The sequence below is a fragment of the Desulforhabdus sp. TSK genome (genome assembly GCF_022836495.1).
Lineage (GTDB): Bacteria > Desulfobacterota > Syntrophobacteria > Syntrophobacterales > Syntrophobacteraceae > Desulforhabdus.
Window position 1 is genome coordinate 133,219 of the sequence record NZ_BQXM01000002.1, and the last position, 25,737, is coordinate 158,955.

22 protein-coding genes are annotated in these 25,737 nt (G+C 59.8%); 3 read left to right on the forward strand and 19 right to left on the reverse strand.

Features of this window, described 5'->3' with window-relative positions:
• The first annotated feature begins 141 nt into the window (after positions 1-141).
• From MWC30_RS01985 to cooS, 3 genes are all read left to right on the forward strand, one after another.
• Positions 142-1,371: an NAD(P)/FAD-dependent oxidoreductase gene (locus MWC30_RS01985; protein WP_244082472.1), complete on the forward strand. Its 1,230-nt coding sequence runs from the start codon at positions 142-144 to the stop codon at positions 1,369-1,371.
• Positions 1,372-1,474: 103 nt separating this feature from the next.
• Positions 1,475-2,074, forward strand: a complete 600-nt coding sequence (locus MWC30_RS01990) for a 4Fe-4S dicluster domain-containing protein (RefSeq protein ID WP_244082473.1) — start codon at positions 1,475-1,477, stop codon at positions 2,072-2,074.
• A 32-nt stretch (positions 2,075-2,106) separates the two neighbouring features.
• The gene (cooS, locus tag MWC30_RS01995; protein WP_244082474.1) at positions 2,107-3,987 is read left to right on the forward strand and encodes an anaerobic carbon-monoxide dehydrogenase catalytic subunit; all 1,881 of its coding nucleotides are present in this window, start codon (positions 2,107-2,109) and stop codon (positions 3,985-3,987) included.
• Positions 3,988-4,347: 360 nt separating this feature from the next.
• Here the strand turns inward: cooS and MWC30_RS02000 are convergent, their stop codons facing one another.
• From MWC30_RS02000 to MWC30_RS02085, 19 genes are all read right to left on the reverse strand, one after another.
• The gene (locus tag MWC30_RS02000) at positions 4,348-4,671 is read right to left on the reverse strand and encodes a hypothetical protein (RefSeq protein ID WP_244082475.1); all 324 of its coding nucleotides are present in this window, start codon (positions 4,669-4,671) and stop codon (positions 4,348-4,350) included.
• Positions 4,672-5,204: 533 nt separating this feature from the next.
• Positions 5,205-6,224 carry a hypothetical protein gene (locus tag MWC30_RS02005; RefSeq protein ID WP_244082476.1) on the reverse strand — a complete coding sequence of 340 codons (1,020 nt, stop codon included), beginning with the start codon at positions 6,222-6,224 and terminating at the stop codon, positions 5,205-5,207.
• Complete coding sequence (locus MWC30_RS02010) at positions 6,208-6,792, reverse strand: glycogen-binding domain-containing protein (RefSeq protein WP_244082477.1); 585 nt, start codon at positions 6,790-6,792, stop codon at positions 6,208-6,210. Before MWC30_RS02010 ends, MWC30_RS02005 begins: the two co-directional genes overlap by 17 nt.
• The gene (locus MWC30_RS02015; RefSeq protein WP_244082478.1) at positions 6,782-7,342 is read right to left on the reverse strand and encodes an RNA polymerase sigma factor; all 561 of its coding nucleotides are present in this window, start codon (positions 7,340-7,342) and stop codon (positions 6,782-6,784) included. Before MWC30_RS02015 ends, MWC30_RS02010 begins: the two co-directional genes overlap by 11 nt.
• A gap of 74 nt (positions 7,343-7,416) precedes the next feature.
• Positions 7,417-7,926 carry a hypothetical protein gene (locus MWC30_RS02020; RefSeq protein WP_244082479.1) on the reverse strand — a complete coding sequence of 170 codons (510 nt, stop codon included), beginning with the start codon at positions 7,924-7,926 and terminating at the stop codon, positions 7,417-7,419.
• Entirely contained in the window at positions 7,907-8,125 is a 219-nt protein-coding gene (locus MWC30_RS22820; protein WP_368860779.1) for a type II toxin-antitoxin system HicA family toxin, read from the reverse strand. Before MWC30_RS22820 ends, MWC30_RS02020 begins: the two co-directional genes overlap by 20 nt.
• Positions 8,125-8,367 (reverse strand): type II toxin-antitoxin system HicB family antitoxin, encoded by a 243-nt coding sequence (locus MWC30_RS02025; protein WP_368860780.1) that lies wholly within the window; start codon positions 8,365-8,367, stop codon positions 8,125-8,127. The genes MWC30_RS22820 and MWC30_RS02025 overlap by 1 nt, the downstream gene beginning before the upstream one ends.
• A gap of 106 nt (positions 8,368-8,473) precedes the next feature.
• Positions 8,474-8,758 carry a helix-turn-helix domain-containing protein gene (locus tag MWC30_RS02030; RefSeq protein ID WP_244082481.1) on the reverse strand — a complete coding sequence of 95 codons (285 nt, stop codon included), beginning with the start codon at positions 8,756-8,758 and terminating at the stop codon, positions 8,474-8,476.
• A gap of 3 nt (positions 8,759-8,761) precedes the next feature.
• Positions 8,762-9,082 (reverse strand): type II toxin-antitoxin system RelE/ParE family toxin, encoded by a 321-nt coding sequence (locus MWC30_RS02035; RefSeq protein ID WP_368860784.1) that lies wholly within the window; start codon positions 9,080-9,082, stop codon positions 8,762-8,764.
• A gap of 183 nt (positions 9,083-9,265) precedes the next feature.
• Complete coding sequence (locus MWC30_RS02040; protein ID WP_244082483.1) at positions 9,266-10,171, reverse strand: hemolysin family protein; 906 nt, start codon at positions 10,169-10,171, stop codon at positions 9,266-9,268.
• A gap of 372 nt (positions 10,172-10,543) precedes the next feature.
• A complete protein-coding gene (locus MWC30_RS02045; RefSeq protein ID WP_244082484.1) occupies positions 10,544-11,977 on the reverse strand; it encodes an aldehyde dehydrogenase family protein in 1,434 nt (477 codons plus the stop codon).
• A 76-nt stretch (positions 11,978-12,053) separates the two neighbouring features.
• On the reverse strand, positions 12,054-13,061 hold the full coding sequence (locus MWC30_RS02050; protein ID WP_244082485.1) for a PASTA domain-containing protein: 1,008 nt from the start codon (positions 13,059-13,061) through the stop codon (positions 12,054-12,056).
• 48 nt (positions 13,062-13,109) lie between these two features.
• Entirely contained in the window at positions 13,110-16,763 is a 3,654-nt protein-coding gene (locus tag MWC30_RS02055) for a DUF6519 domain-containing protein (protein ID WP_244082486.1), read from the reverse strand.
• An 11-nt stretch (positions 16,764-16,774) separates the two neighbouring features.
• Positions 16,775-19,174: a hypothetical protein gene (locus MWC30_RS02060; RefSeq protein ID WP_244082487.1), complete on the reverse strand. Its 2,400-nt coding sequence runs from the start codon at positions 19,172-19,174 to the stop codon at positions 16,775-16,777.
• Between the two features lie 26 nt (positions 19,175-19,200).
• A complete protein-coding gene (locus MWC30_RS02065; protein ID WP_244082488.1) occupies positions 19,201-21,585 on the reverse strand; it encodes a hypothetical protein in 2,385 nt (794 codons plus the stop codon).
• A gap of 185 nt (positions 21,586-21,770) precedes the next feature.
• Positions 21,771-24,323, reverse strand: a complete 2,553-nt coding sequence (locus tag MWC30_RS02070; RefSeq protein ID WP_244082489.1) for a hypothetical protein — start codon at positions 24,321-24,323, stop codon at positions 21,771-21,773.
• Positions 24,323-24,700, reverse strand: coding sequence for a GPW/gp25 family protein (locus MWC30_RS02075; protein WP_244082490.1), 378 nt, complete (start codon positions 24,698-24,700; stop codon positions 24,323-24,325). The genes MWC30_RS02070 and MWC30_RS02075 overlap by 1 nt, the downstream gene beginning before the upstream one ends.
• Before the next feature lie 56 nt (positions 24,701-24,756).
• Positions 24,757-25,011, reverse strand: coding sequence for a C2H2-type zinc finger protein (locus tag MWC30_RS02080; RefSeq protein ID WP_244082491.1), 255 nt, complete (start codon positions 25,009-25,011; stop codon positions 24,757-24,759).
• Between the two features lie 17 nt (positions 25,012-25,028).
• Entirely contained in the window at positions 25,029-25,736 is a 708-nt protein-coding gene (locus MWC30_RS02085; RefSeq protein ID WP_244082492.1) for a phage baseplate assembly protein V, read from the reverse strand.
• Position 25,737: the final 1 nt, after the last annotated feature.

Consider the following 25,737-nt stretch of genomic DNA (forward strand, 5'->3'; position numbering starts at 1 on the left):
GCATGAATGGTCAAGGGTTTTGTTGCCTCTCATTCAGTCATTCAAACACCGGTGTGACCTGCATTTTCAACAGATCTTTCTGGTAAATGGTCCGGCATTCTTTTATCCTTACAATCACTTATCATCGGAAGGGGGAGGAGGATGAAATACGTTATCCTGGGTAACGGTATTGCCGGTGTCTGTGCTGCCGAAGCCATTCGCACGCTGGACCTCGAGGGGGAGATCGTGATGGTGGGAGATGAGACCTTCCTTCCCTACAGTCGCCCCATGATCAGCTATGTGCTGGATGGCTCTGAACCTCACGACAAGCTGCCCATACGGCCCGCCGACTTTTATGAATCCATGAAAATCAAGCCTGTTCTGGGGCAACGGGCGGTGAGCCTTGACGTGGAGAACCGACGGGTGCAGCTGGCCGATTCCACCTGCATCGATTATGACCGCCTGCTCATTGCAACGGGTGCGGACCCTCGTCCCCTGCGGGCTGCCCACATGGATCTCGGCGGGATCTTCTACCTGCGCACCGAAAGCCATGTGCGTCAGCAAGTGGCCGCACTGTCCACCGCCCGCCGAGCCCTTGTGCTGGGCGGGGGGCTGGTGGGCCTCAAAGCGGCTTATGCACTGCTCAAACGGGGCCTGGAAGTGACCCTGCTCATTACCTCCGGCTACCCTCTTTCCCTGCAGGTGGACGAAATTGCGGGCAAGATGGTCCTGGACGAGCTCCTGCGCCGAGGACTCAAGGTCCTGGTGGGGAGGAGCGTGCGGGCCTTCGAGGGCAACGGGGTCGTGCGGGCAGCCGTCACCGATACCGGGTCACGGCTTCCCTGCGACATGGTCATCATCGCCAAGGGTGTGCTCCCCAGCCGGGACTTCATCCCCCGGCAGCACATCCATGTGGATCTGGGTGTCGTGGTGGACGACCATCTCCAAACCAGCGCCGCAGGAATCCATGCCGCAGGGGATGTGGCCGAATCGGTCGATATTTCGAGAGGCTGCCGCTGGGTCAATGCCCTCTGGCCCGAAGCTGCGGTACAGGGGCGCATTGCCGGCCTGAACATGGCCGGCCGCCCTGTCGTATACCCCGGCAGCATGAGCCGGAATGTTCTGAGGGTTTATGACCTGGATGTCCTGACCCTGGGGCACGCCAATCCCGGCCCCGAAGAGGGGTGTCGCATCGTGTGGTCCGGCGGCCCCGGCAAGGGGCGGTATCGCAGCCTGGTCCTGAAGGACGACATCCTGGTGGGGGCGGTGCTCGTCAACCAGGTGGAGCAGGGGGGAGTGCTGTGTGCCCTCATGGAAAACCGGGTTCCGCTCCGCCTCTCCACATCCAGGCTCATGGCTCCCGATTTCAATTTCGCCTGCCTTTTACCCTGAGTGCCGGACTCAAAATTCCAGGCATCGGTGCATCTTCGCTGCAACATCGGTCTCCCCGTGAGCTTTTGAGGAAGTCTCCAAACCTGAAGCATAAGGAGGGTTCATGAAAGAAGTGATTGTCCACCCCAAAAGATGCGTGGGCTGTATGCAGTGCATGCCGGCGTGCGCCACGGCCCATTCGCGGACTCGGCATCTGGTCAGCGCCGTGCTGGAAACGCCCCAGCCCAAGCCGAGAGTCCATGTGGGAGCGGGGCGCTTCAACGAAGGGTTTCCCAATCGCTGCCGCCACTGTGATCCGGCGCCCTGCCAACTGACATGCCTGACGGGAGCCATTTACCGGCATGCAGGCACCCAGACGGTGATGATCGATCCCGACCGATGCATCAACTGCGCTTCCTGTGCCATGGCCTGCCCCTACGGGGTGATTCGCTTCCATGAGGATCCTCTGGGGCCGCCGGGCCGTGCCGTTGCGGTCAAGTGCGACAACTGCGTCGCACGGGTGGCCGAGGGGCAAATCCCCGCCTGCGTGGAAGCCTGCAAGGTCGGGGCACTCACCTACGAGGAGCGGGACACGGCCATGAAGCGCCAGACCCTTGCCGTGGCGCGCAGCATGTCTTCGGGCGCCGGCGAACCGGTCCTGCCTCCGGGTGTGGGGCTGCTTCGGACCATGAAAGAATCCCAAGTGCAGCTCTTGAAGGGCTGATTCCAGCCATGAAGGTCATGAAGGAGGGAAACATGTTTGACCCTGAACACAGCCTGTCTGTGACACAAGATGCCGACCGCCTGTACGCCAAGGCACGAGAAGATGGAATCGAAACTGTCTGGGAGCGGCATACTGCTCAGCAGCCTCAGTGTGGCTTTTGTGACATGGGGTTGAGCTGCCGCATCTGCGTCATGGGCCCGTGCCGGGTGGATCCCTTCGGTGAAGGGCCGCAGAGAGGGGTCTGCGGTGCGGACGCCGACATCATCGTGGCGCGCAACCTGTGCCGCATGATCGCCGCCGGAGCCGCCTCCCATTCGGACCATGGCCGCGACCTGGTGGAAGTCCTGGCCGGGGTGGCCGATGGAACGGCCAAGGGCTACAAGATCCGGGATGAAGCCAAGCTGAAGAAGCTGGCCGCCGAATACGGGATCACTACGGATGGGGAGGATGTGCTCGTCCTGGCTGGAGAGCTGGCTGAGGCCATGATGGAAGACTACGGCATGCGCCGCAGGGCCATCAACCTGGTGGCCCGCGCTCCCCAAAAGCGACGGGAGCTGTGGGATCGTGTCGGTCTGACGCCGCGGGGCATCGACCGGGAAACCTCCGAGATGATGCACCGCACGCACATGGGGGTGGACAACGACTGGCAGAGCCTGCTCCTCCAGGGGATGCGCAACGCCCTGTCCGACGGCTGGGGCGGCTCCATGATCGCCACGGAAGTTTCCGACATCCTGTTCGGCGTGCCCACACCGAGAGTCACATCGGTCAATGCCGGTGTGCTCAAGAAAGACCAGGTCAACATTGTCGTCCACGGCCACAATCCCGTCGTGTCGGAAATGGTCTCCCAGGCCTGTACCGCTCCCGAGCTCCTGGCTCTGGCCAAAGAGAAGGGGGCCCAGGGCATCAACCTGGTGGGCCTCTGCTGCACGGGAAACGAGCTCCTCATGCGCCGGGGCATCGCCATGGCCGGCAACCATCTCATGACGGAGCTCATCCTCTCCACCGGCGCCGTGGATATGATGATCGTCGATTACCAGTGCATCATGCCTTCGGTGGGGCAGGCGGCCACGTGCTACCACACGAAAATGATCAGCACCAGCGACAAAGCCCGGTTTCCTCACATGGAGCACCATGAATTCCACCCGGACAATGCCGAGGCCAAAGCCATGCAGGTGGTGCGGACGGCCGTGGAAAATTTTGTCAACCGTGGGCGGGTTTTCATTCCCGTGGAGCCGAGGGAGGCCATGGGGGGATTTTCCGTGGAGGCCATTCTCGGTGCGCTGGGAGGAACACCGGCGCCCCTGGTGGAGGCCGTCAAGGCAGGCAAGATTCGAGGCGCCGTGGGCATCGTCGGCTGCAACAACCCGAAGATCAAGCACGACTATGGGCATGTGACCCTCACCCGGCGGCTCGTGGAAAACGACATCCTGGTGGTGGATACGGGGTGTGTGTCGGTGGCCAACGCGAAGGCAGGCTACAAAATGCCTGAAGCCGCTGAAATGGCCGGTCCGGGCCTCAAAGAGATCTGCCGTGCCCTGGGAATCCCGCCGGTGCTGCACCTGGGAAGCTGCGTGGACAACGTGCGCATCCTGGTGCTCCTGTCGGCTCTTGCCGATGCCCTGGGGGTGGACATCAGCGACCTTCCCGTGGCGGGTTCCGCGCCCGAGTGGTATTCGGAAAAGGCGGTCACCATCGCCGTCTACTTTGTGGCATCGGGAGTCACCACCCACCTGGGTCCCATGCCGCCCATCACCGGCAGCATGAACGTCGTTAACCTGCTTACGTCCGGACTCAACGACGTGGTGGGCGCCACCTTTGCCGTGGAGCCCGACCCGGAAAAGGCGGCGGTCTTCCTGCGTCAGCATATCGAGGACAAGCGCAGGGCTCTTGGGCTGGATGCCCGGCGGGTTTAGTTACATCGCAGTTAAAGCCATGACCTGGTATCAAAACGAGATGTTGCTCTCCAGCGTAGGATGGGCATCTGCCCAACCACGCATTTTCCTGGCACAAAAAATGGTGGTGAAAAAACCTCTCTGCAGAAGAACCCTTGTTGTAGTACCAGGAATTGTCGCCAGAATTCCGCCTCCCATGGCGCTACCATTGCTCCCTGTCTCCGTGGGGGGCAGGGAGCAATGTTTTCTTTGCTTTTTGTAGGAGCGGCATCCTGCCGCGACACGGGCTGCAGTTATCCGTTCCTGTCACGGCTGGAAGCCGCTCCTACAAAGAAATGGCCGTGTAATTACGATCTTTGGCGCTAACTGGTTTAGGTTAGATTATCCGCGGCAAGAACCGTCACGGGCGCCGGATCCGTTTCCATTTCTGGAACGCTTCTGGGCAGCCAGTGAAAAGGCTTCATCCTTGATGGGAGCTGTGTAGCTTTGACAAGAACCGTCACGAGCACCGGATCCGTTTCCACTTCTGGAGCGTTTCTTGGCGGCCAGTGAAAAGGTTTCATCCTTGATGGGAGCCGTGTAGCTTTGGCAGGATCTATTTTTTTTCTTATCTCTATTCCGGATATTATCAGCAGCCTGTACCGATGTAATACCAAAAGCGAAAACCATAGCCAGCACCAAACACGATTTGACAGCCTTCTTCATTGTTTCTCCTTTTCTCGTTCTTATTTGATTGCCAACATCCCTTACTTACCCCCTATACAAACGGGCTTCGGAAATGGTCACAATTTTTTTTGAGGGAGAAGCAAGGGAAGAACGATGAGGGTGAAAAACAGCTGGTACACGGCGAAAGGTTTTATCGTATGGGACCGTGCCGGATAAGGACGGCAGTGATGTTGTTGACTTATGGGCCAGGCAAGAAATAGCTGCTGACCCTGCCTATTCATCCGTCATTTGTAAATGTAGGGTGCGTTTTGCGCACCATTGTGACACAAGAATTTTGGAGTAAGGATGGTGCATGAAATGCACCTACCCCTACCCTGTATGATGGATGCCGTTTTATTGCCTCCATCTTCAGAGGACGACTTCAAAAGCTTCGGGACAGGTGATGGATTTGGCGGGGATGTCAGTCTGTTGCTCTCAAGTAACCAGGTTTATTCCTGCGAGTGTTGATTCAATTTCAGACGGCGCCCCGAGCAACCGTCAAAATCGATGCACTATCAAGATGGGGAGTGCCTCTACCTTCCACCGCCACCGCCACCACCTCCGGAGCCGCCACCGCCTCCACCAGAGCCACCAGAGCCACCAGAGCCGTCACCTCCACCAGAGCCCCCACCCGAGCCACCAGGTCCACCTCCGGAGCCTTCCGGGCCACCGCCGAAGCCTCCTCCTTTTCCACTCTGATCTCCGGCGCTCTCCCCCCGCCCATGCCCTCCACCTGCCTTCCCGGAAGAGTCTCCTTTTCCGAGCTGAGGCCCGTACTGCCCGAGGTCTTTTTCCGTAACCCCCACACGGGCCGAAAAATCACTGTACGTGCCATGCATTTCCATAACGCTCATGGCGGCCGCCGCTATTTCCTTGTCCGTCAGCCCTCTGGACCTGGCGATGTCTATGGACCGTACGAAGTCCCTTTCGTTGGAAGTAAAAAAGCTCCGGCTCAATCCCGTGGAAACAATCTCCCGGGAAAGCTTGGGGTCAAAGGCCATCTGCCTGAGGGAAGCAAAGACCTCCACCCCGCGGGTCATCGTCCCGAGAGGGACCCCTGGAAACTGTGCCAGCATCCCTCGCAGCTCCTCCTTTGAAAGCCCGCAGTAGAGGCTCTCCGTCAGCCGAATGAGCGTTTCCTCGGGTACCCGTACGTGACTCGCCTGGGTGCGGTTGTATTCAACGAGCCAGGATTGGACCAGGCGGTAATCCTGCTCCTTTTTTGCCACCACCTCCTCCAGGCGAGGCATGGGGATGCGTTTTGCCAGTCCTTCCTGGATCTTGCTCCATAGAGGCTTCAAAGGAATGTCTTCTTTATGAGCCTCTGTCAGAATGCCTACAAGGCGGGCCATCCCTTCCGGGTCCACCTGGTTCTCATACCCGAAGGTCAACAGCCGGTTCAAATCCTCGGAAGGTATCCCGGCCTGCTGTGCTTCAGCGACGGCATCAGCAAGGCTTCCGCGGCCTTCGCCGGCAAGAGCACTGCACACACCCGTCCACACAGAGAGCAGCAGCAGCAGAGCAGACAACCGTATGCTAAATGTTCGTTTCATCATGATTCCCTACGATGAGAACTGCATTTCGATGCCCAAAGCCGTCATCCTGATAGAACCCCGCCGAGGGATCAGGGATTATCTTGCCGTCATCGACCACAAAAGCATATTCGTATCGTCCTTTGGGAAGGCGCACGGTTAAGGTCCATGACTCCGTTCCTTCTTCTCTGTGCATTTCGTATCCCCGAGCATGCCAGTCATTGAAGGATCCCACCACCCGGACATGTTGTGCGTCGGGCAGGTTCAACGAGAGCGTCACGGCAATGCCTTCGTTCTGAGAGAGCGTCACCACTTGGGGGGCATCCCCACTGCCCCGAAGGTAGAGGACGGAAGCCAGGCACGCCACCACGAGCATGGAAGCGGCAGGAACCAATTGCAGCGGCGTGAAGGTAATGGATCGAGGCGACCTGGCCCAACGGAGAGCGCGAAACCACCACGGCCTCTTTTGGGTGCGCACGGCTCCCATGACAGAGCTCAGCAGCGAATCCGGAGGATCCAGAGAAGGGGCTTCTCGGATCCCGCGCTCGATCCTTGCCAACACCTCGTCTTGTTGCAGTTCATTGTTCATGACCGATACCCCGCAAAACCTCCCTGAGTCTGGCCAGACCACGATGCACGCGCATCTTTGCTCCGCTCACCGAGAGTCCAAGGGTCGATGCAATTTCCTCCATGGAAAAATCCTCCTGGTAACGCAAAATCAGGGCCTCCCGGTAGTCCATGGGAAGTTGATGCAGCGCTCGACCGACGCGCTGCGAATCCAGCCGCTGGCAGAGCACCTCTTCATGCTGTGCCGGATAATCGAGACCGGAGCCGGGTTCGAAGTCCTCCATGGAGCATGTTTGTTTGAGCTTCTTTTCCCTCAGAAAATTCTTCGACCGATTGACGCCGATGGTGTAAATCCAGGGGAAGAATTTCTTTCCTTCCTTGAAGCGATGCAGCTGCTCATAAGCCTTGATAAACGTGTCCTGGGCAAGATCCAACGCATCCGCACGTGATTGCGTCATGCGGTACATGAGGTTGAAAATCGGCTTCTGATACCTTTCCACCAGGACGGCATACGCCTCGGCATTTCCGTCCAGAACGGCGGCAATCACCTGTTGATCGTCACTCTGATCCATGAAGCGGCTTGTTTCCTCTGAGGATGAAATCCATTTTAATCCTTTTACAACTCGGAGGCGAACAAGGTCACAGATCATTCAACAATCAACACGGAATTTTTGCCGCCAAAACCGTTGTCCTCGTCCAGAACGGCGCCGGGATCGACTTGTCGAGTCGTTCCGTCGAGAACAAAAACATAGGAATGCCTGCCCCTGGGAAGGGAAAGGCGGGTAGTCCATGTGTCGTTTTCCCGCTGCATGCAGTCTGCCTCGGCGGACCACTGGTTGAAGCTGCCGGCAATGCAGACCGTTTTTGCCTCGGAGCTTCTGTATTGGAACTGGACGGAAATTTCCTCCTGGCCCGAAGAAATGACCTTGCGCCCCGTTTGGGCACAGTGACAGGACAGGAGAAGAAGACCGCCGACAAAAAAGATTTGAAAAAAACGCTTTTTGTTGTGCAGAAAATGACTCATGAGACTATCCCGAAAGGTCAGGGTGCGGCGATATCCCCAATACGCTTCTTTCGGAGGCCCTTTGATGATTTCATGAAGCCTCAGATTCGTGAAGGGGTTGGGCAGGGTCTGCCTATAGTTTCTCCCAAGCATCCCTGCTGATTCCTGCTTGGTGTAGAATCCTGAGCAGGAGCTCCCTGCCGATGTCGGTATGATGGGGATTGGGTATGCGTAGGGTGATGTCGCCCTTGACCATGAACTGATGTTTTCCACCCGAGTAAGGACCCTCAAATCCCAACTGCGCGAAATATCTGACCAGATCTTTTCTCTTGATTGGCCCGAAGGGTGGCATCAGGCGACTTCCTTGACAAGAAGCTCAATCCCATCAATTGTCGGCAATGGGAGATTCTTGTAAACCCGAAAAAGAACCCATTCTTCGAGCACCTCCCGGAGTTCTTCCCGGCACTCTTCCAGTGTCTCTGCATTCGCGTAGACGCCGGCGCACTCAGGGATCTCTCCATAGTAGCTGCCGTCGTCTGGCAAAATCTCGTACTTCGCTCGGCGAAGCGCAGCCTGTATGTATTCCAATAGCATCCCAATCCTCCCATCTGGTTTGATACTTTGCGCAACACTGCGGCTGAGCGGCACCCCACCACTTTGTGAAATTAATAAGTTAAGGGCGTCTCTATTCTTCCATCGGTCATGCTGCTGTCCTGAGGCTGATCCGCATTCCGGCTCTTGTGGCAAGAGTAATGAGCATCTCGAGGCTAAATTTCTCCCATTTTCCTCTTATAAGGTCGGAAACTCTGGATTGGCTCACACCGAGGATTTCCGCTGCTTTGGCCTGAGTGAGCTCTTTTGCCTTGATGAACTTCCGAAGATCAGCCATAAGATCGGCACGCATTTGAAGGATTGCGGCTTCATCCGGTGAAAACCCCAGATCCGTAAAAACATTCCCGGAAGAGCTAAAAATTTCCTCATCCATAGATTACTCTCCAATCTGTTTGTATCTTTGGCGGGCCAACTCGATATCTTGTCTGCTCGTTTTCCTGCTCGTCTTCTGAAATGAATGAAGCACGTAGACTGCATCGTGCAACTTAGCGACATAGATGACACGCCACTCACCCAATTCATGGATACGAATCTCTCTTGCTCCAGGACCTACGGCCTGTATTGGCTTCCAGTCACTTGGGTCAAGCCCGTTTTGAAGCGCACGAAGTTCAAAACCCGCTGCTCGGCGGGCTTCGTCTGGGAAATTCCGTAGATCATCCAAGCTTGATCCTATAAATTTTAGCGGCTTCACCTTCATTTTATTATTATATAAAATCTTATATATTTCACCAGCAGAATAAGCGAAGATTTCTGTTGGGGTAACCATTGACTGTCAGGCACTTTTGCCCCGATATGGTGAATATTGACGGTCCTTTCAGGTGATCTCACCTCAAGTGCAATATCAGATCACATATGGAAGGTTGCGTCAGGGAGCAACGGTCTAAATCCCGCCCTCCTTCGAACCGTTCGGCTCGGAGCGCTCGATCAGGACCTTATCGACTCTGTGTCCATCCATGTCCACCACTTCGAAGCTGACTCCGCAGCATTGGAAATGGTCTCCGGTCGTGGGGATCCGCTTGAGAGACGACATCATGAAGCCTCCCAGCGTCTGGAAATGCCCAGCCTTTTCTCCCGGCAGGGACTTGATGTCGAGGAAATCTTTCAACTCGTCGAGGGGAATCATTCCATCCACAAGCCAGGATCCCTCGTGGCGCTGGATGATCCGCCCCTCTCGCGAGTCTCGCCCGGAGGGAATTTCGCCGAAAACCGATTTCATGATATCGTCAACTGTAACCAGGCCTTCGATCCCTCCATATTCATCGACCACGATGGCAGTGTTCCGGCTCGACTCCTTCATGAGCTCCATGGTCCTGACGACAGGCATTCCCTCGAAGACGAATAGGGGAGGCTCGGCACATTCCTTCAGATTCAACGGCTGTCCTTTGAGACTGCGGACGAGCAAATCCCGGGTGCGGGCTATGCCGATGATGTTGGCCAGTCTGCCTTGGCAGACGGGAAAATAGGAAAAGGAGTGCTCCAGGATCTTATGCTGGATCTTCTTAGGGGAATCGTTGACATCGAGCCACACGATCTTTCGTCGCGGCGTCATCAGGACTCCCACAGGCCGATCGCCGAGTCGGAAAACGCGCTCCACCATGTCCTGCTCGCCTTCTTCGATGACCCCTGCTTCGGCCGCCTCCTCGAGGATCGCCCTCAATTCTTCTTCCGCCCAACGTTCCAGCCTGGCCTTCCGTGCCGAGACAATGGCAATTTCCGCCATGGAAAATATGCCGTTGAGGACCACGAGGAAGAATACCACCAGGATATCGATCAGCCACCAGTACATGGAAACCTTTCCGGGGGGTTGGGCTTGGGAAGAGACTCTTGCCATGTACTGGCAGCAAGCCTCTTGAAAATACTTAAAATTATGATACCTGCAAGGGACATGATCAGCAATGAAAAACAGGTTGAAAGGGTTCGGCGAAACTACGTACCGGTTTTTCTCCAGACAGAATGGAGAGGACGCATGGGGAAGGGATATGGCAGGTAGCAATTGGTTGGAAGGGGCCATCCATCCGGCGGGTGTCGAGATCTTACGTCGAAAAGCATTACGGCCTTGCCGTCAATGCCTGCGGCCTTTGCCAAGTGGGGGGCCCCTGTGAATCCGGGATACCAGGGCGGCGGCGAGGGGCCGATGATGGGTCCAAGAGTGCGCCGGTCACGGCTTGATGACGACCATCCTGATGTTGGTCATTTCTTCGATGGCGAATCGGACCCCCTCCCGCCCGAGCCCGCTCATCTTGTTGCCGCCGTAAGGCATGTGGTCCACTCGGAAGAGGGACGTGTCGTTGATCATGATGCCGCCGGCATCGATGTGCTCGGCTGCGTAGAAGGCTTTGGCGATGTCCCTGGTATAAATGCCCGCCTGCAGGCCATAGAGGGATTCGTCCACCATGCGCACGGCGTCTTCGAAGCTGTCGTATTCGTAAATGGATACGACGGGCGCGAAGGCTTCGTTGCACATGACCTTCATGGAAGGGTTCACGTGAGTGAGCACCGTGGGGTAGAAGATGCGGCCTTCACGCCGGTTGCCCACGAGCACTTTGGCCCCTTGGGCGACGGCCTCCTGTACCCAGGATTCCGCCCGGACGGCCTCCCCTTCGTCGATCATGGGACCCACGTCACAGTCTTTTTCCAGGGGGTTCCCCACCTTCAGCCATTCCGTGGCTTCCACCAATCGCCGGGAAAATTCTGCCGCAATATCTTTGTGCACGTAGAGACGCTGCAGGGAGATGCAGACCTGCCCTGAATTGGCAAAGGCACTCACGACACAGCGGGGAATGGCGTCGTCCAGGTTTGCATCGGGCTCGATGATGGTCCCCGAATTGTTTCCCAGCTCCAGGGTCACCTTCTTGAGGCCCGCCTTCCGGAGGATAGCTTCCCCCACCGGGGGGCTGCCCGTGAAGGAAACCTTGGCCGTTCTGGGATGAGTCACGAGCCAGTCGCCGACGGTGCCGCCCGACCCTGCAACGACATTGAAAACACCTGGGGGGAGCTCTGCCTCCTGGAGGATTTCCCCAAGGCGCAGGGCTGTGAGAGGGGTCATGGAAGCCGGTTTCAGCACAAGCGTGTTGCCGGCGGCCAGGGCGGGCCCCACTTTGTGCACGACCAGGTTCAGGGGGAAATTGAAGGGAGTGATGGCTGCCACGACTCCCACGGGTTTTCGGAGGTAAAAGCCAATTCGCCCTTCTCCCGTGGGGCTGGCGTCCAGGGGAATGGTTTCGCCGTGAATTCTCTTGGCCTCTTCGGCGGCGAACCGCATGGTCTCGATTCCTCGCGAGACCTCTCCCATGGGGTATTTCCAGGGTTTTCCCACTTCCCTGCAAATGAGGGTGGCGATTTCCTCGGCATGGCGCTCCATGAGGCGGGCGGCCTTTTCCAGAATTCGCGACCTGGCGTGAGCGGGCAACGCGGAGTAGCCCGGGAACGCCGCACAGGCGGCATCCATCGCCTTGTCCACGGTCTCCCGGGAGGCCACGGGAACGGTGCCCATGACCTCCCCGGAATATTTGTCCATCACCGGCATGGTCTGATCGTCCGTGATCCATTCCCCGCCCACCAGGAGCCTGTATGCGCCATTCACATGGTCCATTCAACCTCGTCCTTTTTCTAGAGATTTATAATGATATCTCGTTCTATTCCCGACCGAAGGAGGATGTTCCTGGAGCTCACCTCGCCCTGCCCACCACAACGTTCACGAGGGTACCGGCCGGCACCTCTTTATTGCCTTCGCGGTCCTGCTCCAGGACCAAGCCCGGTCGATCCGACTCCCGCTCCCTGGCCACCCCGAACGCAAGCCCAGCTCTTGCAATCGTTTCCCGGGCGGCCTCCACTTTGAGGCCGATCACATTGGGGACCGTTACCATCCTGGCCACGCCGATGGTGAGATCGATGGCCGTCCCGATGGGGACTTGTGCACCGCCTTTGGGACTCTGGGCAAGTACGAGCCCCACCTGGTTCGGGGCCGGTCTTGTCGTTCGCTCACCGATACCGAGCTTGGCAGCTTTGATGAGCTCCTGGGCCTGGGCTTCGGTCCGCCCCACCACGTCAGGCACCCTGACTCTATCGGGCTGGGGTTCCGGAGGCGGTGGACAGGGCTGCTCGGGCGCCTCTCCACCCAGGACGATCTCACGGTAGACGATGCCTTCCGACACGACGGAGTGAGCTTCCGTTCCCCGATACAGCACCGCTCCGTCCTTGGAGACGAGCAAAAACAGCTCACTCTGGGGCGCTGCCTCCTTAACGGCTATTTCCATCTTGAAATAGCCCCGCGCGTCGGTGCATGTGTAGGTCTGAGGCCGACCGGAGCGATCAACGGCACTCACCGTGAGCCCCGCCTGACCAAGGTGCTGCCGGTCTACGACGCGGCCGTGCAGAATAAAGATGCCGCTCTGCCGTTCCGGAGCGACAGTTTCCCCGCGCTCTATTTCCGCCGCGGTCTGAACCCGCAGGACCTGCTGCAGCCTCACCCGCTCCGCCAGGTCCTTGACCTGCGGCGCATCATTCCCCAGCCGTGCCTTCTGGATGGCCAGCTCGCGGCGCAGACTCCTCTCCTTGGCAAAAGCCAGCATCGCGGCATGATCCAGGGCGACCAGACGAACCCGGTCCGCCGCGGCAGGCACATCGATCGCCTGCTGTGCAAATTCCTCATCGTTGATGCAACGATTTTTTTCCACGGTAGGTGTTCTCCCTGATGCTGAGGATCGATTCAGTTCTCTCGAAGGTCATTGGTTTTCCAATTCTTTCATGCCGGTTCTTTGCATCAGCTTTGCGTGGGCCGACGCGAAAGGTCCGCAGGCGCTCTTGTTGAAATACTCCACCAGCGAGCGGTTGGGCTCGAGGACGCTCAGGATCGGAACACCTACCCGCACAAAGCAATGTGTTCCCTGGTTATCGGTCGTGGAATTCATCAATCCAATGGTGAAAGCGGAGAGAAACGCATTGAAAAATCCTTCCTTGAACCGATTGTCGGCGACTCGTATGGACCATCCCATGACGAGGGCGTTGGTGCCCACCAGGTCCAGAGCGAGATCGCAGTCGCACTGGTTGCCGTTCATGGAGATATCATCCAGCGACAAGAGCAGGACAGAGCAGAGGTTCAGGGTCACAACGGGCCCGAAGGCGTCGAGCACCACCTGGTTGTCGTTGAACAGGATGTTGCCGTTGGCGAAGAGCCGTGCGTCGTCGTCCTTCCCGGTGGGATCGGAAAACCGGTCCACCAGGCCCAGGCCGCTCAATCCGATGAGCTGCAGATAGATTTCGTTGGAAACCCCCAGGTTGACGATGGAAACCACCGCTCCGCCCAGGATGTCGAGGAATGCGGCGAGAGGGTTTGTCGTCCTCGATCGGACGGAGTAAGGTACTTTGGCGGCATTGGTCACGTCAAAGCCGGTCGCTCCCGACGAGGCGCCGGGAAGCGGTGTCCGCTTCAGGGAGTTGCTGCCGTGGGCCGTCAGCTGATTGCCTTCGACAGACACGGGACCGACGACGAACATTTTGAGCGCCCGCCCCTCGGGAGACACCACGATGTTGTCATGGACGCGGACGGCGGGAACCCCGTCCTGGCGGGACCCACTGAATCTGCTGCCGAAGGGAGCCACCGGCACGGTGCGGGGTCGTGCCAGGCCGATGATCACCCCACCCCTCTGGCCCGGCAGTGAGGAAACTTCGGGATCGGCCGGACGCCCATTGTGGAGAATGCGATTGCCGTCGAGAGCGATGCCTTCGCCATGCAGGATGAACACTCCGCAAATGGGGCTCAGCTGCTCCGAGCCGTTTCCCTCGATGCTGTTGCTGCGAAGGACGAGGTACTCTCCGTCGGCGAGGGCGATCCCTCCGTAGCCCGAATACTCCCGCAGCGTGGGAGGGATCTCCACCAGCTCCAGGCGCATGCAGTCGCGGATGCGATTCTCCTCGATGGTCAGGCGGTCGACCGTGATGAAATCGGGTTGAGCGGCAAGGTCGAAGAAACGTGCGACGCTGATGCCGCTGGCTCCCATGCGGGAGATGTCGTTGTCGATGATGCGCACCTCTCTGAGGCCTTCATCCGCCACGGGAACCAAGGGCTCTCCATCGTCCCCTGTGGGAGGCGGTGGATTGGGGTCGACGTGGATGCAGCCGTTTTCCCCCAGGATGAGGGTGAGTCCGAACAGGGGGTTCGCGTCGATCCCCATAAAATTCGTGAAATCATCCACCTGCCGGGCCGGAACGAAGCGAAAGCTGCCCAGGGTAATGCCGTTCCCGTTTCCTCCCTCGATGAGATTGCGGCGAACCTCGACCCGGTTCGAACCGCCGCCGATGTGGAGTCCTCCGAACGGTGTCCGCATGCGCCCGTTACCAGGACTCGCCACGATGCGGTTCTCTTCGATGAGCAAATCCTCTCCCGTCAGGAAGATTGCAGCCTGGCGGCCCACGGTCGCATCATCGCCGAGGGCTTCAGCCAGCTGCATCACGTTCACCCGGTTGTTCAGAAGCGAAATGAATCGGCCCCCGCGCCCGATGACCGCACTGCGGTCACGGCAGGTGAGCTCAAGCTCCTCCAGGACGATGTGCTCGACGGGAAGCTTGGGGTCGCCCTGCAACAGGATGCCGGGCACCGAGGCGGCAACAACAGACAGGGAGCGTATGGCGATGTTCTGGCAGTCGCGCATTTCGATGACCGGATCGGTCGGCTCTTCCGGCTCCAGAAGTCGTGTTCTCGACCCGCACCCGCGGATCGTGATGTCCTTGCAGTGCTCCAGAACCACGCGCTCCTGGTAGGTGCCCGGCAGGATACAGATTTCGCCCCCGGATGGCGGCAGCATCTGGATGGCCTGCTGGATCGAGTTGACGTCCCCGAAGCTTTCGTGGCCGTCCCCTACGATGATCGTGCAGCATCCGCTCATCTCGCAGAGCGACCGGAACCTGTGGCGGCAGTCGTGGACGCTCGAGGTCACGGCCTCATTCGGCGCCGTACCCGTCACGGACCATCGGACCAGGGCCAGGGGTGCAAAGAAAAAGCGCGTGCCTGCGGGAGGTGCTTCTTTCTTGAGCTCCCACGGGACCACTTCATCGGGGGTATTGGGGCGGGCGGCGATGATCCAGTAGTCTCCCGGCAGGCCCGGAGTCGAAAAAGTGACGTTCAAGCCGGTGCCGGCGAGCTGGACGGGAGAGCCGGGTGTGAACCCATGGTCCGGTTGGGCCGATTCGCCTGAACCGCCCGTCCAGAGCCGAAGGTAGAAATACTTCTTCCTGTCTTCCGGGTCGCGGTCGCTCAAATAATCGGCGTGAGCCGGGTCATCCAGCCAGTTCACCCATTCCTGGGGAACAGGGGTGGCGATGGTGAGCGTCTGGTCGTCCGGATCGTAGCTGGTGGCGACGGTGGCAAGATGCCCCCGGAGCTCGGCCACTTTCTCCTGGTTAGGCAGCAGCGCCTCCCAGGGGAGGATTTCCACGGCCTGGCCCTTGAGGGGCTGGGCAACCTGATCGCGGGGCAGGGTCAGGAACTTGATTTTGACGAGAAAGCCCTCCTGTGGCAGCACCTGCACCCGGTAGAAGGGGGCGGCGTTGTCATAACCCCAGATGAAGCGCTCAGGGGCCGTGAGCTGGACGCGAATCGTCTGGTTTTCCGCCCCCAGGTAGCCGGATACGACTTTCGGCCTGCACAGGTTGTTGTTGCCGTCCGTTGTAAAGGTGACCGTGAGCCTTGCACTGGACAGCAGCTCACAGCCCGCCTCGTCGAAGGTCCCGGCTCCGTTTGCCGTCAGCTGGATTTTGAGGGCTTCAAAGGCTTCGGTGCAGTCTTCCGGGGTGTCCGGAAGCACCTCCACGCGCCGTGTACGCCGTATGCGCACCGAAGTGTCCGGGCCTCCCAGCGCCCGCTCGCGCAGTTCGCTGTCCTCAACCGCCGTAACGCACTGCTCCCAGGCGCGCAGGTAGACCAAGTCATACCGTTCCCGGCTGACCCCGTTGGGATTGGTCAGGTCGGCTACTTGCGGCCGAGAGGGGAGGTCTTGGAGATCGGCATCCAGCTGCAGCCAGTCCGCCTGCTTCAGGAAACGCTCGGCAAAGGTTGAATCCGTTTCGAATCGCAGGCCGCAGAGATAAAAGCTTCCGTCTCCCCAGTCAAAGTCGTATGTTGCCTTGGTCGTCGGGAATTCCTCCCCCGGCCCGGGCGGCTCGGTTACCGTTGCTTCCGTCATGCCGGTCACGAGAAAGCCTTCGTTGGGCGTCCCCCTGGAACAGATGACTTCCGCCTGGATGCGACGCGCTTCCTCGTCGTCTATCCGTTCGGACTCATTCCAATCCGAATCCAGAATCACGCGCCCCTGCTGCATCCGAACACTGGAATACCGCTTCTGTGGCTGAAACAGGAACCTGGAGATGTCTTTTGCTGACATAGTCGTTGTCCTTAGGTTTCGTTGATGTATTGCGCGATCAGCCCGAAAGGCATGAACTCGTTCACCTTCGCCTTGAGATCGTCCAACTTGATCGGATTCAGCAGGCTGTTGAACGCTCCGATCTCCGAGCGATTTTCGGCTCCGCGAACCAGTTCTGCCGGAGCGGTTTCGCTGAGCTGCCCATACCCGGGATCCCCAAAGCGTCGTGAAACGAAGCAGTGATTCGGAATTCCCGGTTCGAAGAGATGGGATTCAAACTGCCGCGGCAACCGCTTGTCCGGAGCGTCATGAGTCGCGCTGAATCGGAAGCATCCGTGCTGGTTGTCCGTGACCTTCACTACGCCCTGGATGAGGGCTTCGCTTGCAAACAACCGGTTGACTTCCACGTCTCCGAATACGGTCGCTCGCTCCAGTTCGACTTCGCCCAGGTCGGTTTCGATGGCAGGGCATGCGGCATCGATGCTTTGCACGATGGAATCGTGCACGAAGAGCTTCTGAATCGCGCCGGGATTCCCCGCAGCCTCGTCCTCAAGGATGGGGCCGACAATGGAGGACTCGATCACGAGCTCCTCCACATTGCCGCGTACAAGCAGCCGCACATACGGAATCGCCCGGCACTGACCGGGATCCGTGCGGGCCTTCTCCCCTCCGGGATCCAGCGTGCAATGACTGATGACGACCCGGTCGAACACGCCCTCGAGCACCAGTGCGGCGGCAATCGGGGGGCAGGGCTCGGGGCCCGGAGCGGCCCCATCTTCTTCGATGCCCACCCACAAGCCCGTCAATGCCAGATGCCGCAGGTTCTCTTCAGGCTCGGATTCGCCCGGCGGTACGGCCGCTTTGGGCTCGGCGCGGAACACCCACTCCGTGCCGGCGGGTGTGAGCCGCTCGACGTAAGGGCGCTCGAAATTGGCGGCCTGCAGGGTCAGCTTGTCGATGCCGTTGATATCGCCGTCCGGCCGGTAGGTCTTGCTGTTCCCGAGTTGAAACACTCCCGTGAGGGGCGGGACAGGGAGGCTCATAGCCACCGGACCGGGGTCGCCCGGGTCGCCGTCGGGAAGATCCGTTACAGTCCCACTGACGAGGGCATCCCGCTTGTCATAGGGCCCCGCGCCAATATTTCCCGAGAAGCCATAGTGATATGCAGGCACCCAGACCTGACCGCCCGGATCCGAGGGAAACCAGAATCTGCCTCTTTCGGGGTCGATCACCAGCGTCTTTTCAGGCGGCAGCGTCCCGAGGCTCGTTCCCCAGTCTTCGAGATTACCGGCGGCAATCCTCTGGTGCTCCACAGGGATCGAGTCCCTGTCCGCACCCACGGCGACGGCAACGGCCCTGGGGTCGGACTGGATGGTGCTGGGGATGAGATGGGCTTTGGGCGAATCCTCGGTGATAGCCCCGGCGAGTATCCTGTCAAACATCACAAGGATTGCCGCGGAATGGGTCAGGCTTTCAAGAGTTACTCTCAGCCGTACCTCGTCCCGAAACACCACGCCCAGGTAGCGCGAAAGCTCCTCCGCGGCATCCTGCGGGAGTCCACCCTCCATCAGGTCGTCGAGGAGGGCATCGGTGATGACGTAGCTTGCCGCTCCCAGCAGTCGGCAGGGGATGGGTGCGGGGAGCTCCCATTCACGCACGGCATGGCATCGCTCGGGGTCGGTCCGCTGGTCGGGGCTGAAGAGCGGAACATCGCGGCCCGAGGGATCAAAGGTAAACCGGTTGTCGCCAAAATTTGCCGCCGTCGCGAAGTTGACCTCAAACGGTAAGAGGCGGTACAGGTGAAAGTTCAACTTCGGGATATTATAACGACCTAACTTACCGCGAGGTTGGCGGAAATCCGGCGTGTGGGCAAATTCATCGAAGGGTCCGTCCACGAGCTCGGCCCCATGGGCGCTGGGGAGCCTGGCCCAGCCTCCGGGGGGAGCTTGTGTGACGAGGCCGGCAAAGGCGTCGGGCTCGGGGTCGAGTCCGTGGCGCGCGCGTGCCAGTTGCTTGAAGCTCTCGACGACCACACCGGACCAGCCGGTGATGTCCCGGATGAGCAATTCCATGACGAGGGGCGTTCCCTTGCGCCTTCGGTAAAAGATCGTGCGCGCCACGTCCACGCGCCGGCCCCGGCGATTGAGCTCATGCACCAGGCGGGTGCCCACCAGGTCGCCGATGTAGGGTATGGCCCAGTCGTCACAAAACTCGATGAACTGGTCCTCCCACAGCCGGTCGATGCTGCGGCGAGCCACCGCAGCCTGGCGCGCGAGGATCTCCACGATGGAGCGCAGGACGTCGGGCCTTGCCGCCAGACCGTCCTCTTCCTTGAAGACCGCCGGGATCCAGTCCCAGATCTTCTCGGTGTAGTAGCGCTCGAATTCGTCCTGAGCAGGGGCCAATGCGTTGCTGTCGGTTTCGGTTGCCATGGTTTTTCGCCTTGTGCGGTTAGGCGTTAGCTGTTAGCCGCTGGCTGAAGCGATTCAGCATGGGTGGCGTTGATCACGAGAGTGGCGAGAAAGTTGCGATAAGAGCCTTCGTTTACGCTGATGGTTGAAGTTGCGGTTTGTCCGTCCACGGAGATGGCGCGCACCGACAGGACGCCCTCGACGCTCAGGGCCGCCTCGAAAATCCTGCTGCAGAAAATGGGGCTACCGATGGAGATGTTTTCAAGGGCCAGAATGCCGGTTTCAGAATTGGTCAGCACCTGTTTGACCTGTTCGCTCACCCTGTCCGTATTGTACCGTCCGTCGATTTCCAGGTCCAAGACCAGTTGGGACGACTGCCCCTGGGCATCCAGCTGCTCCTTGGCTTCTTCCGTCACAAGGGGGGTGTTCGGGTCGGCCTGACCGATGAGATAGGCCTTGAGCTCAGGGCCGATGTCGCCGCCATTGGAAATGAACCAGACTTTCACCTTTGCCCCCTGGCTGGCCTCGTCCCAGGCCCACTCGGCGCCGGCATTGATGACTCCGCCGAATTCCCGTGCCAGGGCCTCGAAGTCCGCCAGGGATATGGCGCGGCCCAATGTGAGGGCGCTGGTGGGTGCATTCCTGGCGATGTCCCTGGGTTGGTCGGCGTCGGCACCGCCCCCGGCTGCCACCGGGTTCACAACGCGCCGCAACCCCTGGACAGGCTTGGCAAGCTGGCTGATTCCCCCGGCAGGGGGCTTGGCAGCCCCGGCGCCGAACCGGTAGGTTGCCGTGACGTTGTCGATGCCCGAGGGAAGCCGCATTCCCGTAATTCCATTGCCGAACGTGACGGCACTCTCCTGGGCATCGTTCTGGCGGACGATGTAAACGGCATCGTGAGGGCCGGTCCCGAAAAAGCTCCTCACCTCCTTCCAGAGGATTCCGTTGACGCGAATTTCCAGGGTATTGCGGCGGCCATCGGCGGCGGAAGGATCGTTGAAGTAGGTGAGAGGCTTGTTGGCAAGAGCAAACGCCTGAAACTCCTGAGCGGCATTCCCGCTGCCAAGGACCTCGTTGTAGACACTTTCTCCCCGCGTCGCTCTGACAATGTTGCCGAAAACAGTCACCGGTGTGCGCAGTTCCGGCGTGAAAGGTTTGGTATCGGCGGCCAGCAGGACACTCCCTGCACCGTTTGCGTCTATGGGGACCGAGCCCTGGACCGGAACGCCATTGTCGACCGCATCCAACAGCAGGAGCTCGCTTGGCTCGGTGACCGAATCAGGGAACGGCTCAGCAAGCCCTTGGATGCGCATACCGGGTGTTGCGAAGTCTGCTGCGTTCAAATGGGTTTTGGCGGGTCGAGTCGGTTTTCCGCTCTCCATCATCCCAAAATGGATGACGAGACGTTCGGGGTGGTCCTCCCAGCCGTCGGGCATGGCAGGGCCGATGGTGATGCGGCTGACCGGCAGGGTCGGCGCAGGGGCGCTGTCCGAAGCGCCGTTGGTGCCGCCGACGACCACATCCACTCGTGTGACATCCGTCAAAAAGGTGGCATGCAGTGTATTGTCCCGCTGGATGAGGACAGGATCCCCCACCGCGAGCCCGGGGTAGAATGCATCGAGAATGATCCCCGTCCGACCCGAAAGCGGACTTGCCGTGAACAGGTTGGGATGGGCACTCGATGAAGGAGAAAGGATCGAAACAGCGGCCAGTTCGATGGTCGCGTCCACATTCGGAGCCGGTTCCACCTCCATCTTGATGTAGTTTGCGCCATCCAGGGCCGTCACCGTGCGAAGGTTTGTGACCCGTCCCCCTTGAAGTGTGGTGCCGCTCCCGCTGGTCCAGCGGAACAGCACCATTTGACCTTTGGCGGGAGCCTCAGCCCCGGCCTCAAGGAGCAGCTCGCTTCCGAGCAACGGTTCCCGCACGGGACCGAGGGGCCACTGGTTTGTGAGGGGATGGATCGTGTACTCGGCTTCGGTCTCGAAAACCTGGGGGGGCTCGCCGTCGAAGGCGCCGGAGCGGAAGCCCGTCCGCGGAGGAAGCTTGACAGCCTTGACGCCGTCGGCAATGGCCGCCAACCGGACGGACGCACTCAGGGCGGGACGGGGGAGATATCCGATGAGCTCCGTGAGCTTGCGAAGGGACGGGCGTAGCTGCGCGGTGCGCAGGTAGCTTTCGTTGGCGATGCGTTCGTCGTAGAAGCCGAGGACATCCAGGACATAGGCCCACATTTCCAGGAGCATGATCCCCAGGTCTTCCCCCGTTCGCGCCCGCCATCCCGCCAGGGGGGCATGGGTGGGAATATCCCGGAGCATGGCCAGTCGATATTCGGGAAACCCGGCCGGCTGCCGGGGCAATGCAACCAGACCCGCCGGAATGTCGGGCTTCTTCGGATGCTCCAATGTGTCACAAGGGCAACATAGGCTCATGGGACAAATCCTCTGGTTGGAGAGAAAGCGTCGAAAAGTGAAAAGTCTAAAAGTCGAAGCGTCGAAAAGTCCAAAGCCCAAGGTCTCAAAGTCATAATCCAGGAGGTTAAGAGTCCATATGTCGAAGGAGCCACATGGACCTGCTCAAGATCTTTTGACTCTTCGACTCTTTGACCTTTTGCCTTTTACCCCTCGATCCCCGTGAGGATGCGCACTGATCCGCGCTCCGGGAACAGGGGATCGTTTTGCAGGCGGATCACCTGGTCGTGTTGAACCGGGAAAATCAGCTCATTGAAGTCACGCCAATCGGTGATCCCCCGTGCCCGGATGCGCATGCCCACAACTCCGCGCACGCCGGGAACTTCCTGGATGGCCGCTTCCAGCGCCGCTCGGCGCAGGGGCGTGCCGAAGGTGAAATGGTCCGGATCGAAGAATCCCTTGATGGGCAGCACGCCTTTGCGCCCCACCAATGCTTCCAAAACGCGCTCCTGCACCTGCCCGGGGTAGGCGGACGGTTCGACGCAGAGGGTGATTTCCAGGTCGACGTTCACATAGCGCGGGTTGCGCACGTAGACTTCACGACCGGCCTGGCGCACGCATTCCATCTGGTTTTCCAGCTCAGTTCGCCTCTCCGGGCTGAGCTCGAAGGATCCCTGCGGGTCGGGCGTCACAAAGGTGCTGAGCCAGCTTCCGGTCCATCGAAAGCGAGTGTTGGCCCGCTCCACCCACGGGAGTCGCTCGGCCATCTCGGCGTAGTCCTCCGAGCGAACGGCACGGAATGTGACGGCTCGGAAGGCTTCAGGAGCCACCTGCTTGACGACCTCGGGATCCTCCGGATCCACACCGTTTGTAATGGGCAGTGGATTGGTGACCCCGTCCAGCAGGGCTGCCAGGTCGGCTTGCGCCGCGTCCAGAGGGTTTCTGAGATACACGACGGTGTCGGCTGCCAGGTTGGCTCTCGAGCCCGGCCCGGTGCGATAGCGCACCCGAAAAACCGTTTCGTCCGGCGGGGTCTTCCCAAACTCACCGTCGCCAAAGCGAATCGTAAATCCGGACCCGCTTGCATAGTCCCTGTGCTCAATGACTTCACCTATGCGACGAAATCCGATCACGCGGCGCCATGCTCCGTCATCGAGGGTGAAGGCATCATCGAAGCCCCGCGCGTCGAGCAGGGTGTGCTGCCATTCCCAGACCTGGGGTGTACCGAGGGGCTGAAGGTCGGCGGGGTTCACTTCCTGTACCTCGATTTCGGGGCGTGTGTCGGGAATCTCCCCCAGCCGCCCCATGCCGTCGCTTTCTGTTCGAGCGAGAGAGTGGAGGAACGTGACACTGCGCCGGCCCGTCATGGCATCGAGAGGGCCCTGGCGCTCGACGGCCTTCGCCACGGTCCTGTTCGGGGGGATGTTCGCGTTGCCGCGAATGCTGAAGAATTCCGTGATGGTTTCTCCGGCCGTGGCTTCCACCAGGTTGCCGTGCACCACCGCGTTTTCGAGGCACACCTCGTAGGGGAGCGCCTGGGCGTCATCCCATCGGAGGCGGGTGATGGCGATGGGGTCCCCGTTTTCATCCAGAAACAATGGATCGGTGAGGTGCTCTAGATTAACGATCGGGAGCATGTGACGTCGTGCAGGCACCGAAGGGTCTTTGGGATCACTCTTTATGAGCAGGCGTTTGCCCAGCCAGAACTTCAGAGGATCTTCGCCGGTCGGTACCTGGCTCACGTTGGGAAAGTGCCCGAGCAAAAAAAGCTCCGTGGAGCCCACCGGCAGGCAGGGTCGGCTGATGTCGGGAATGTGGACGGGCATTTCATTCCATGCGGCGTGCACCCAGAATGTTCGGGGAGCGCCTCCGTCGGCCGTCGTGTCTGCGAGCCCCTCGCCCAGTTCAAAGGGGATGGGCGGAATGCCCTGGCCGGGAGCCCAGACTCGGCCGCCGGCAGGCACAAAAACCCCGCCGACAGCCTGTTTGACCGTCAGGTCCAGCTGCGTGGAGGCGCTCCGCCCGTCATGGACATGATAGTCCACCAAACGCGTATGCAGGCGGAGCGACCGCCGCTGACCCGCTGTTTCCAGGTAGGCTTCACGGGCGTAGCGGTCCTGGATGTAAGACAGCTCGTCCCCCAGCGCCGCCATGATTTCCGCCAGCATGACACCGGCGTCGGCCTCGATGCGCTCGGTCCATTGGGGATAGCGTTGAGCGGCATAGTCCAGCAGGGCGTTGCGAAAACTGGTGAAATCTCGGGCCAGGTAATCGACGGGAAAGTCGACGAAGTCCTCCGGAGGACAGAGTGCTTCCGAGGGCTCACAGTCGAGATCACTGGGGCATCCCTGCTTGAAGCTGAAGGTGACCCCATTGAAAAAGTGGTCGATGCGTCGCTTGGGTTCATCGATGAGGGTCAGCCTGTAAATGGAGAAGTCTCCCGGGTGGGCTGTCTGCACTTCGAGCACCGTCCGCGCCTCGCCGTCCAGGCTCACCTGCCGGTAGGTGGCGCGTACCACAGGCACTTCGGCGAACTGTTCCCCGCCGGAAGTGCTGACAATGCGCACCGACTCTGTCGTGACATCCACGGGGAGGAGTCCCGTGCTGACGATGGGATCGTCCAGTTCGTCAGGGTTCAGGAGGAAATACACATGCAGCACCGTCTGGTCGGCGGGGTCTACGACCTGCACAAAGTCGATCCCCGTGACACGCTTGACAGTCTGCTCCAGTAAGGCGGTCAACCTGTCTTCACTGGCCATCAGATGGTGACCTCCACGTTGAGAAACCGGCGTTCCTGCTTCGCCAGAATCGTGTAAGCGATGGTGATGTTCAGCTTCTCTTCATTGGCTTCGGCGCGCACGTCGTCGGTGCGGATGAGCGTTCCCAGCCATGTGGTGAGTGCCTGGTAAATCAAGGTCTGGGCAAGGGACGCCGTCGCCGGGCTGTTGGGTGCAAACACGAGCCGCTTCACACCAGCCCCGAAGTCGGGACGATTGATCCGTTCCCCCTGAGCCGTAAACAACACCTGGCGAATGAGCTGCCGAATGTACTGCTCATAGTCATTTTCCTGCGCGAGACGTCCCAGACGGTCGTCGATCGCGAAAGGAAAGCGGACAGCGGTGATCGTGGTTGACATGGGACACCTCCAGGGGGTGCAAAGCCGAAGAGTGGCAAAGTCGAAAGATCAAAGGATCAACTTGCCTGGATCTCAGTGACCTCTCCCGTTCCTTCGGTGAGAGAGACCCCCACTTTGAATGCATCGGGATTCGCCGCCAGATGCCTCACTACGCCTTGTGCAACGGCAACGAAGAGGAGTCGGCGTTCCGCCTCGCCCCTCCCCGGGTCCGCGCCGGGAACCACGGATGGCAGGGTCTCGCGGAAAACCTGCTCCATTTCCTCGGCCATACTTCCGGCGACGTCTTCGATGGTGCCGGGTTTCAAAGCCATATGCGGTTTCCTCCTGATCAGCCCGTTTTGACCCGGGTGGAAATGAGGCTCGGGGTCGCCGGCACGAAGGGCGGCACGGGCGGCGCCGGGGTGACGGGAATGCCGAGGACCGTTTCCCCGGGGTGGGTGTGCACCTGGTACAGCTGCACCAGCTGGTTGAGATATTGGAGCAGCAGATCACCAAAGACCAACGGGTGAGTGGCGTTTTCAACCAGCTCGATCCGGGGGGCTTCGATGACGACTTTGGCAGTCCCCTTTACCGTCACCTTGCCCTGTTGAACATCCAAAGTGATCAGGTTGTTCCCGTCTTTATCGCTCAGGGTGATCACCTGTCCCTGGTCATCCAGTGTCACCAGGAGCCCCTGGCGGCTGCGCAGGATCTTGAGGGGCGGGGCCGCGTCGGCGCCTCGCTCGGTTTTGGGTGCTTCGCCGTCGCCCCAAAAGCAGCCCACCCAGATGGGGTAGGAGGGGTCGCCGGCTTCGAACTCCACCCACACACCCGTGCCCGGCTCCGGCATGGTGTAAAGGCCCATGTTGTTTCCCGCGTAGGGCACGCACGGCATAGCCCAGACAGCCTCAGCCCCCATGACCGTGGGGACCCGCACCAGGAGCCTTCCCCGTCCCGTGGGGTCGTCGTTGTCCGAGACGATGCCGCGGTACTTGCCGAAAAAGCGGCCTTCCATGACATCCATCATGTCCGTCAGAGCGCCGCGTTGCTCTTCCATG

Excerpts from the sequence above, each read along its gene's own strand:
- MWC30_RS02085 (WP_244082492.1), bottom strand. The coding sequence starts at position 25,736 with ATGGAAGAGCAACGCGGCGCTCTGACGGACATGATGGATGTCATGGAA.
- MWC30_RS22820 (WP_368860779.1), bottom strand. The coding sequence starts at position 8,125 with ATGCCACCCTTCGGGCCAATCAAGAGAAAAGATCTGGTCAGATATTTC.
- MWC30_RS02040 (WP_244082483.1), bottom strand. The coding sequence starts at position 10,171 with ATGTACTGGTGGCTGATCGATATCCTGGTGGTATTCTTCCTCGTGGTC.
- MWC30_RS02045 (WP_244082484.1), bottom strand. The coding sequence starts at position 11,977 with ATGGACCATGTGAATGGCGCATACAGGCTCCTGGTGGGCGGGGAATGG.
- MWC30_RS02065 (WP_244082488.1), bottom strand. The coding sequence starts at position 21,585 with ATGAGCCTATGTTGCCCTTGTGACACATTGGAGCATCCGAAGAAGCCC.
- MWC30_RS01985 (WP_244082472.1), top strand. The coding sequence starts at position 142 with ATGAAATACGTTATCCTGGGTAACGGTATTGCCGGTGTCTGTGCTGCC.
- MWC30_RS02070 (WP_244082489.1), bottom strand. The coding sequence starts at position 24,323 with ATGGCCAGTGAAGACAGGTTGACCGCCTTACTGGAGCAGACTGTCAAG.
- cooS (WP_244082474.1), top strand. The coding sequence starts at position 2,107 with ATGTTTGACCCTGAACACAGCCTGTCTGTGACACAAGATGCCGACCGC.
- MWC30_RS02020 (WP_244082479.1), bottom strand. The coding sequence starts at position 7,926 with ATGCTTGGGAGAAACTATAGGCAGACCCTGCCCAACCCCTTCACGAAT.
- MWC30_RS02080 (WP_244082491.1), bottom strand. The coding sequence starts at position 25,011 with ATGGCTTTGAAACCCGGCACCATCGAAGACGTCGCCGGAAGTATGGCC.
- MWC30_RS02055 (WP_244082486.1), bottom strand. The coding sequence starts at position 16,763 with ATGTCAGCAAAAGACATCTCCAGGTTCCTGTTTCAGCCACAGAAGCGG.
- MWC30_RS02030 (WP_244082481.1), bottom strand. The coding sequence starts at position 8,758 with ATGGATGAGGAAATTTTTAGCTCTTCCGGGAATGTTTTTACGGATCTG.
- MWC30_RS02025 (WP_368860780.1), bottom strand. The coding sequence starts at position 8,367 with ATGCTATTGGAATACATACAGGCTGCGCTTCGCCGAGCGAAGTACGAG.
- MWC30_RS01990 (WP_244082473.1), top strand. The coding sequence starts at position 1,475 with ATGAAAGAAGTGATTGTCCACCCCAAAAGATGCGTGGGCTGTATGCAG.
- MWC30_RS02015 (WP_244082478.1), bottom strand. The coding sequence starts at position 7,342 with ATGGATCAGAGTGACGATCAACAGGTGATTGCCGCCGTTCTGGACGGA.
- MWC30_RS02000 (WP_244082475.1), bottom strand. The coding sequence starts at position 4,671 with ATGAAGAAGGCTGTCAAATCGTGTTTGGTGCTGGCTATGGTTTTCGCT.
- MWC30_RS02005 (WP_244082476.1), bottom strand. The coding sequence starts at position 6,224 with ATGAAACGAACATTTAGCATACGGTTGTCTGCTCTGCTGCTGCTGCTC.
- MWC30_RS02035 (WP_368860784.1), bottom strand. The coding sequence starts at position 9,082 with ATGAAGGTGAAGCCGCTAAAATTTATAGGATCAAGCTTGGATGATCTA.
- MWC30_RS02075 (WP_244082490.1), bottom strand. The coding sequence starts at position 24,700 with ATGTCAACCACGATCACCGCTGTCCGCTTTCCTTTCGCGATCGACGAC.
- MWC30_RS02060 (WP_244082487.1), bottom strand. The coding sequence starts at position 19,174 with ATGGCAACCGAAACCGACAGCAACGCATTGGCCCCTGCTCAGGACGAA.
- MWC30_RS02010 (WP_244082477.1), bottom strand. The coding sequence starts at position 6,792 with ATGAACAATGAACTGCAACAAGACGAGGTGTTGGCAAGGATCGAGCGC.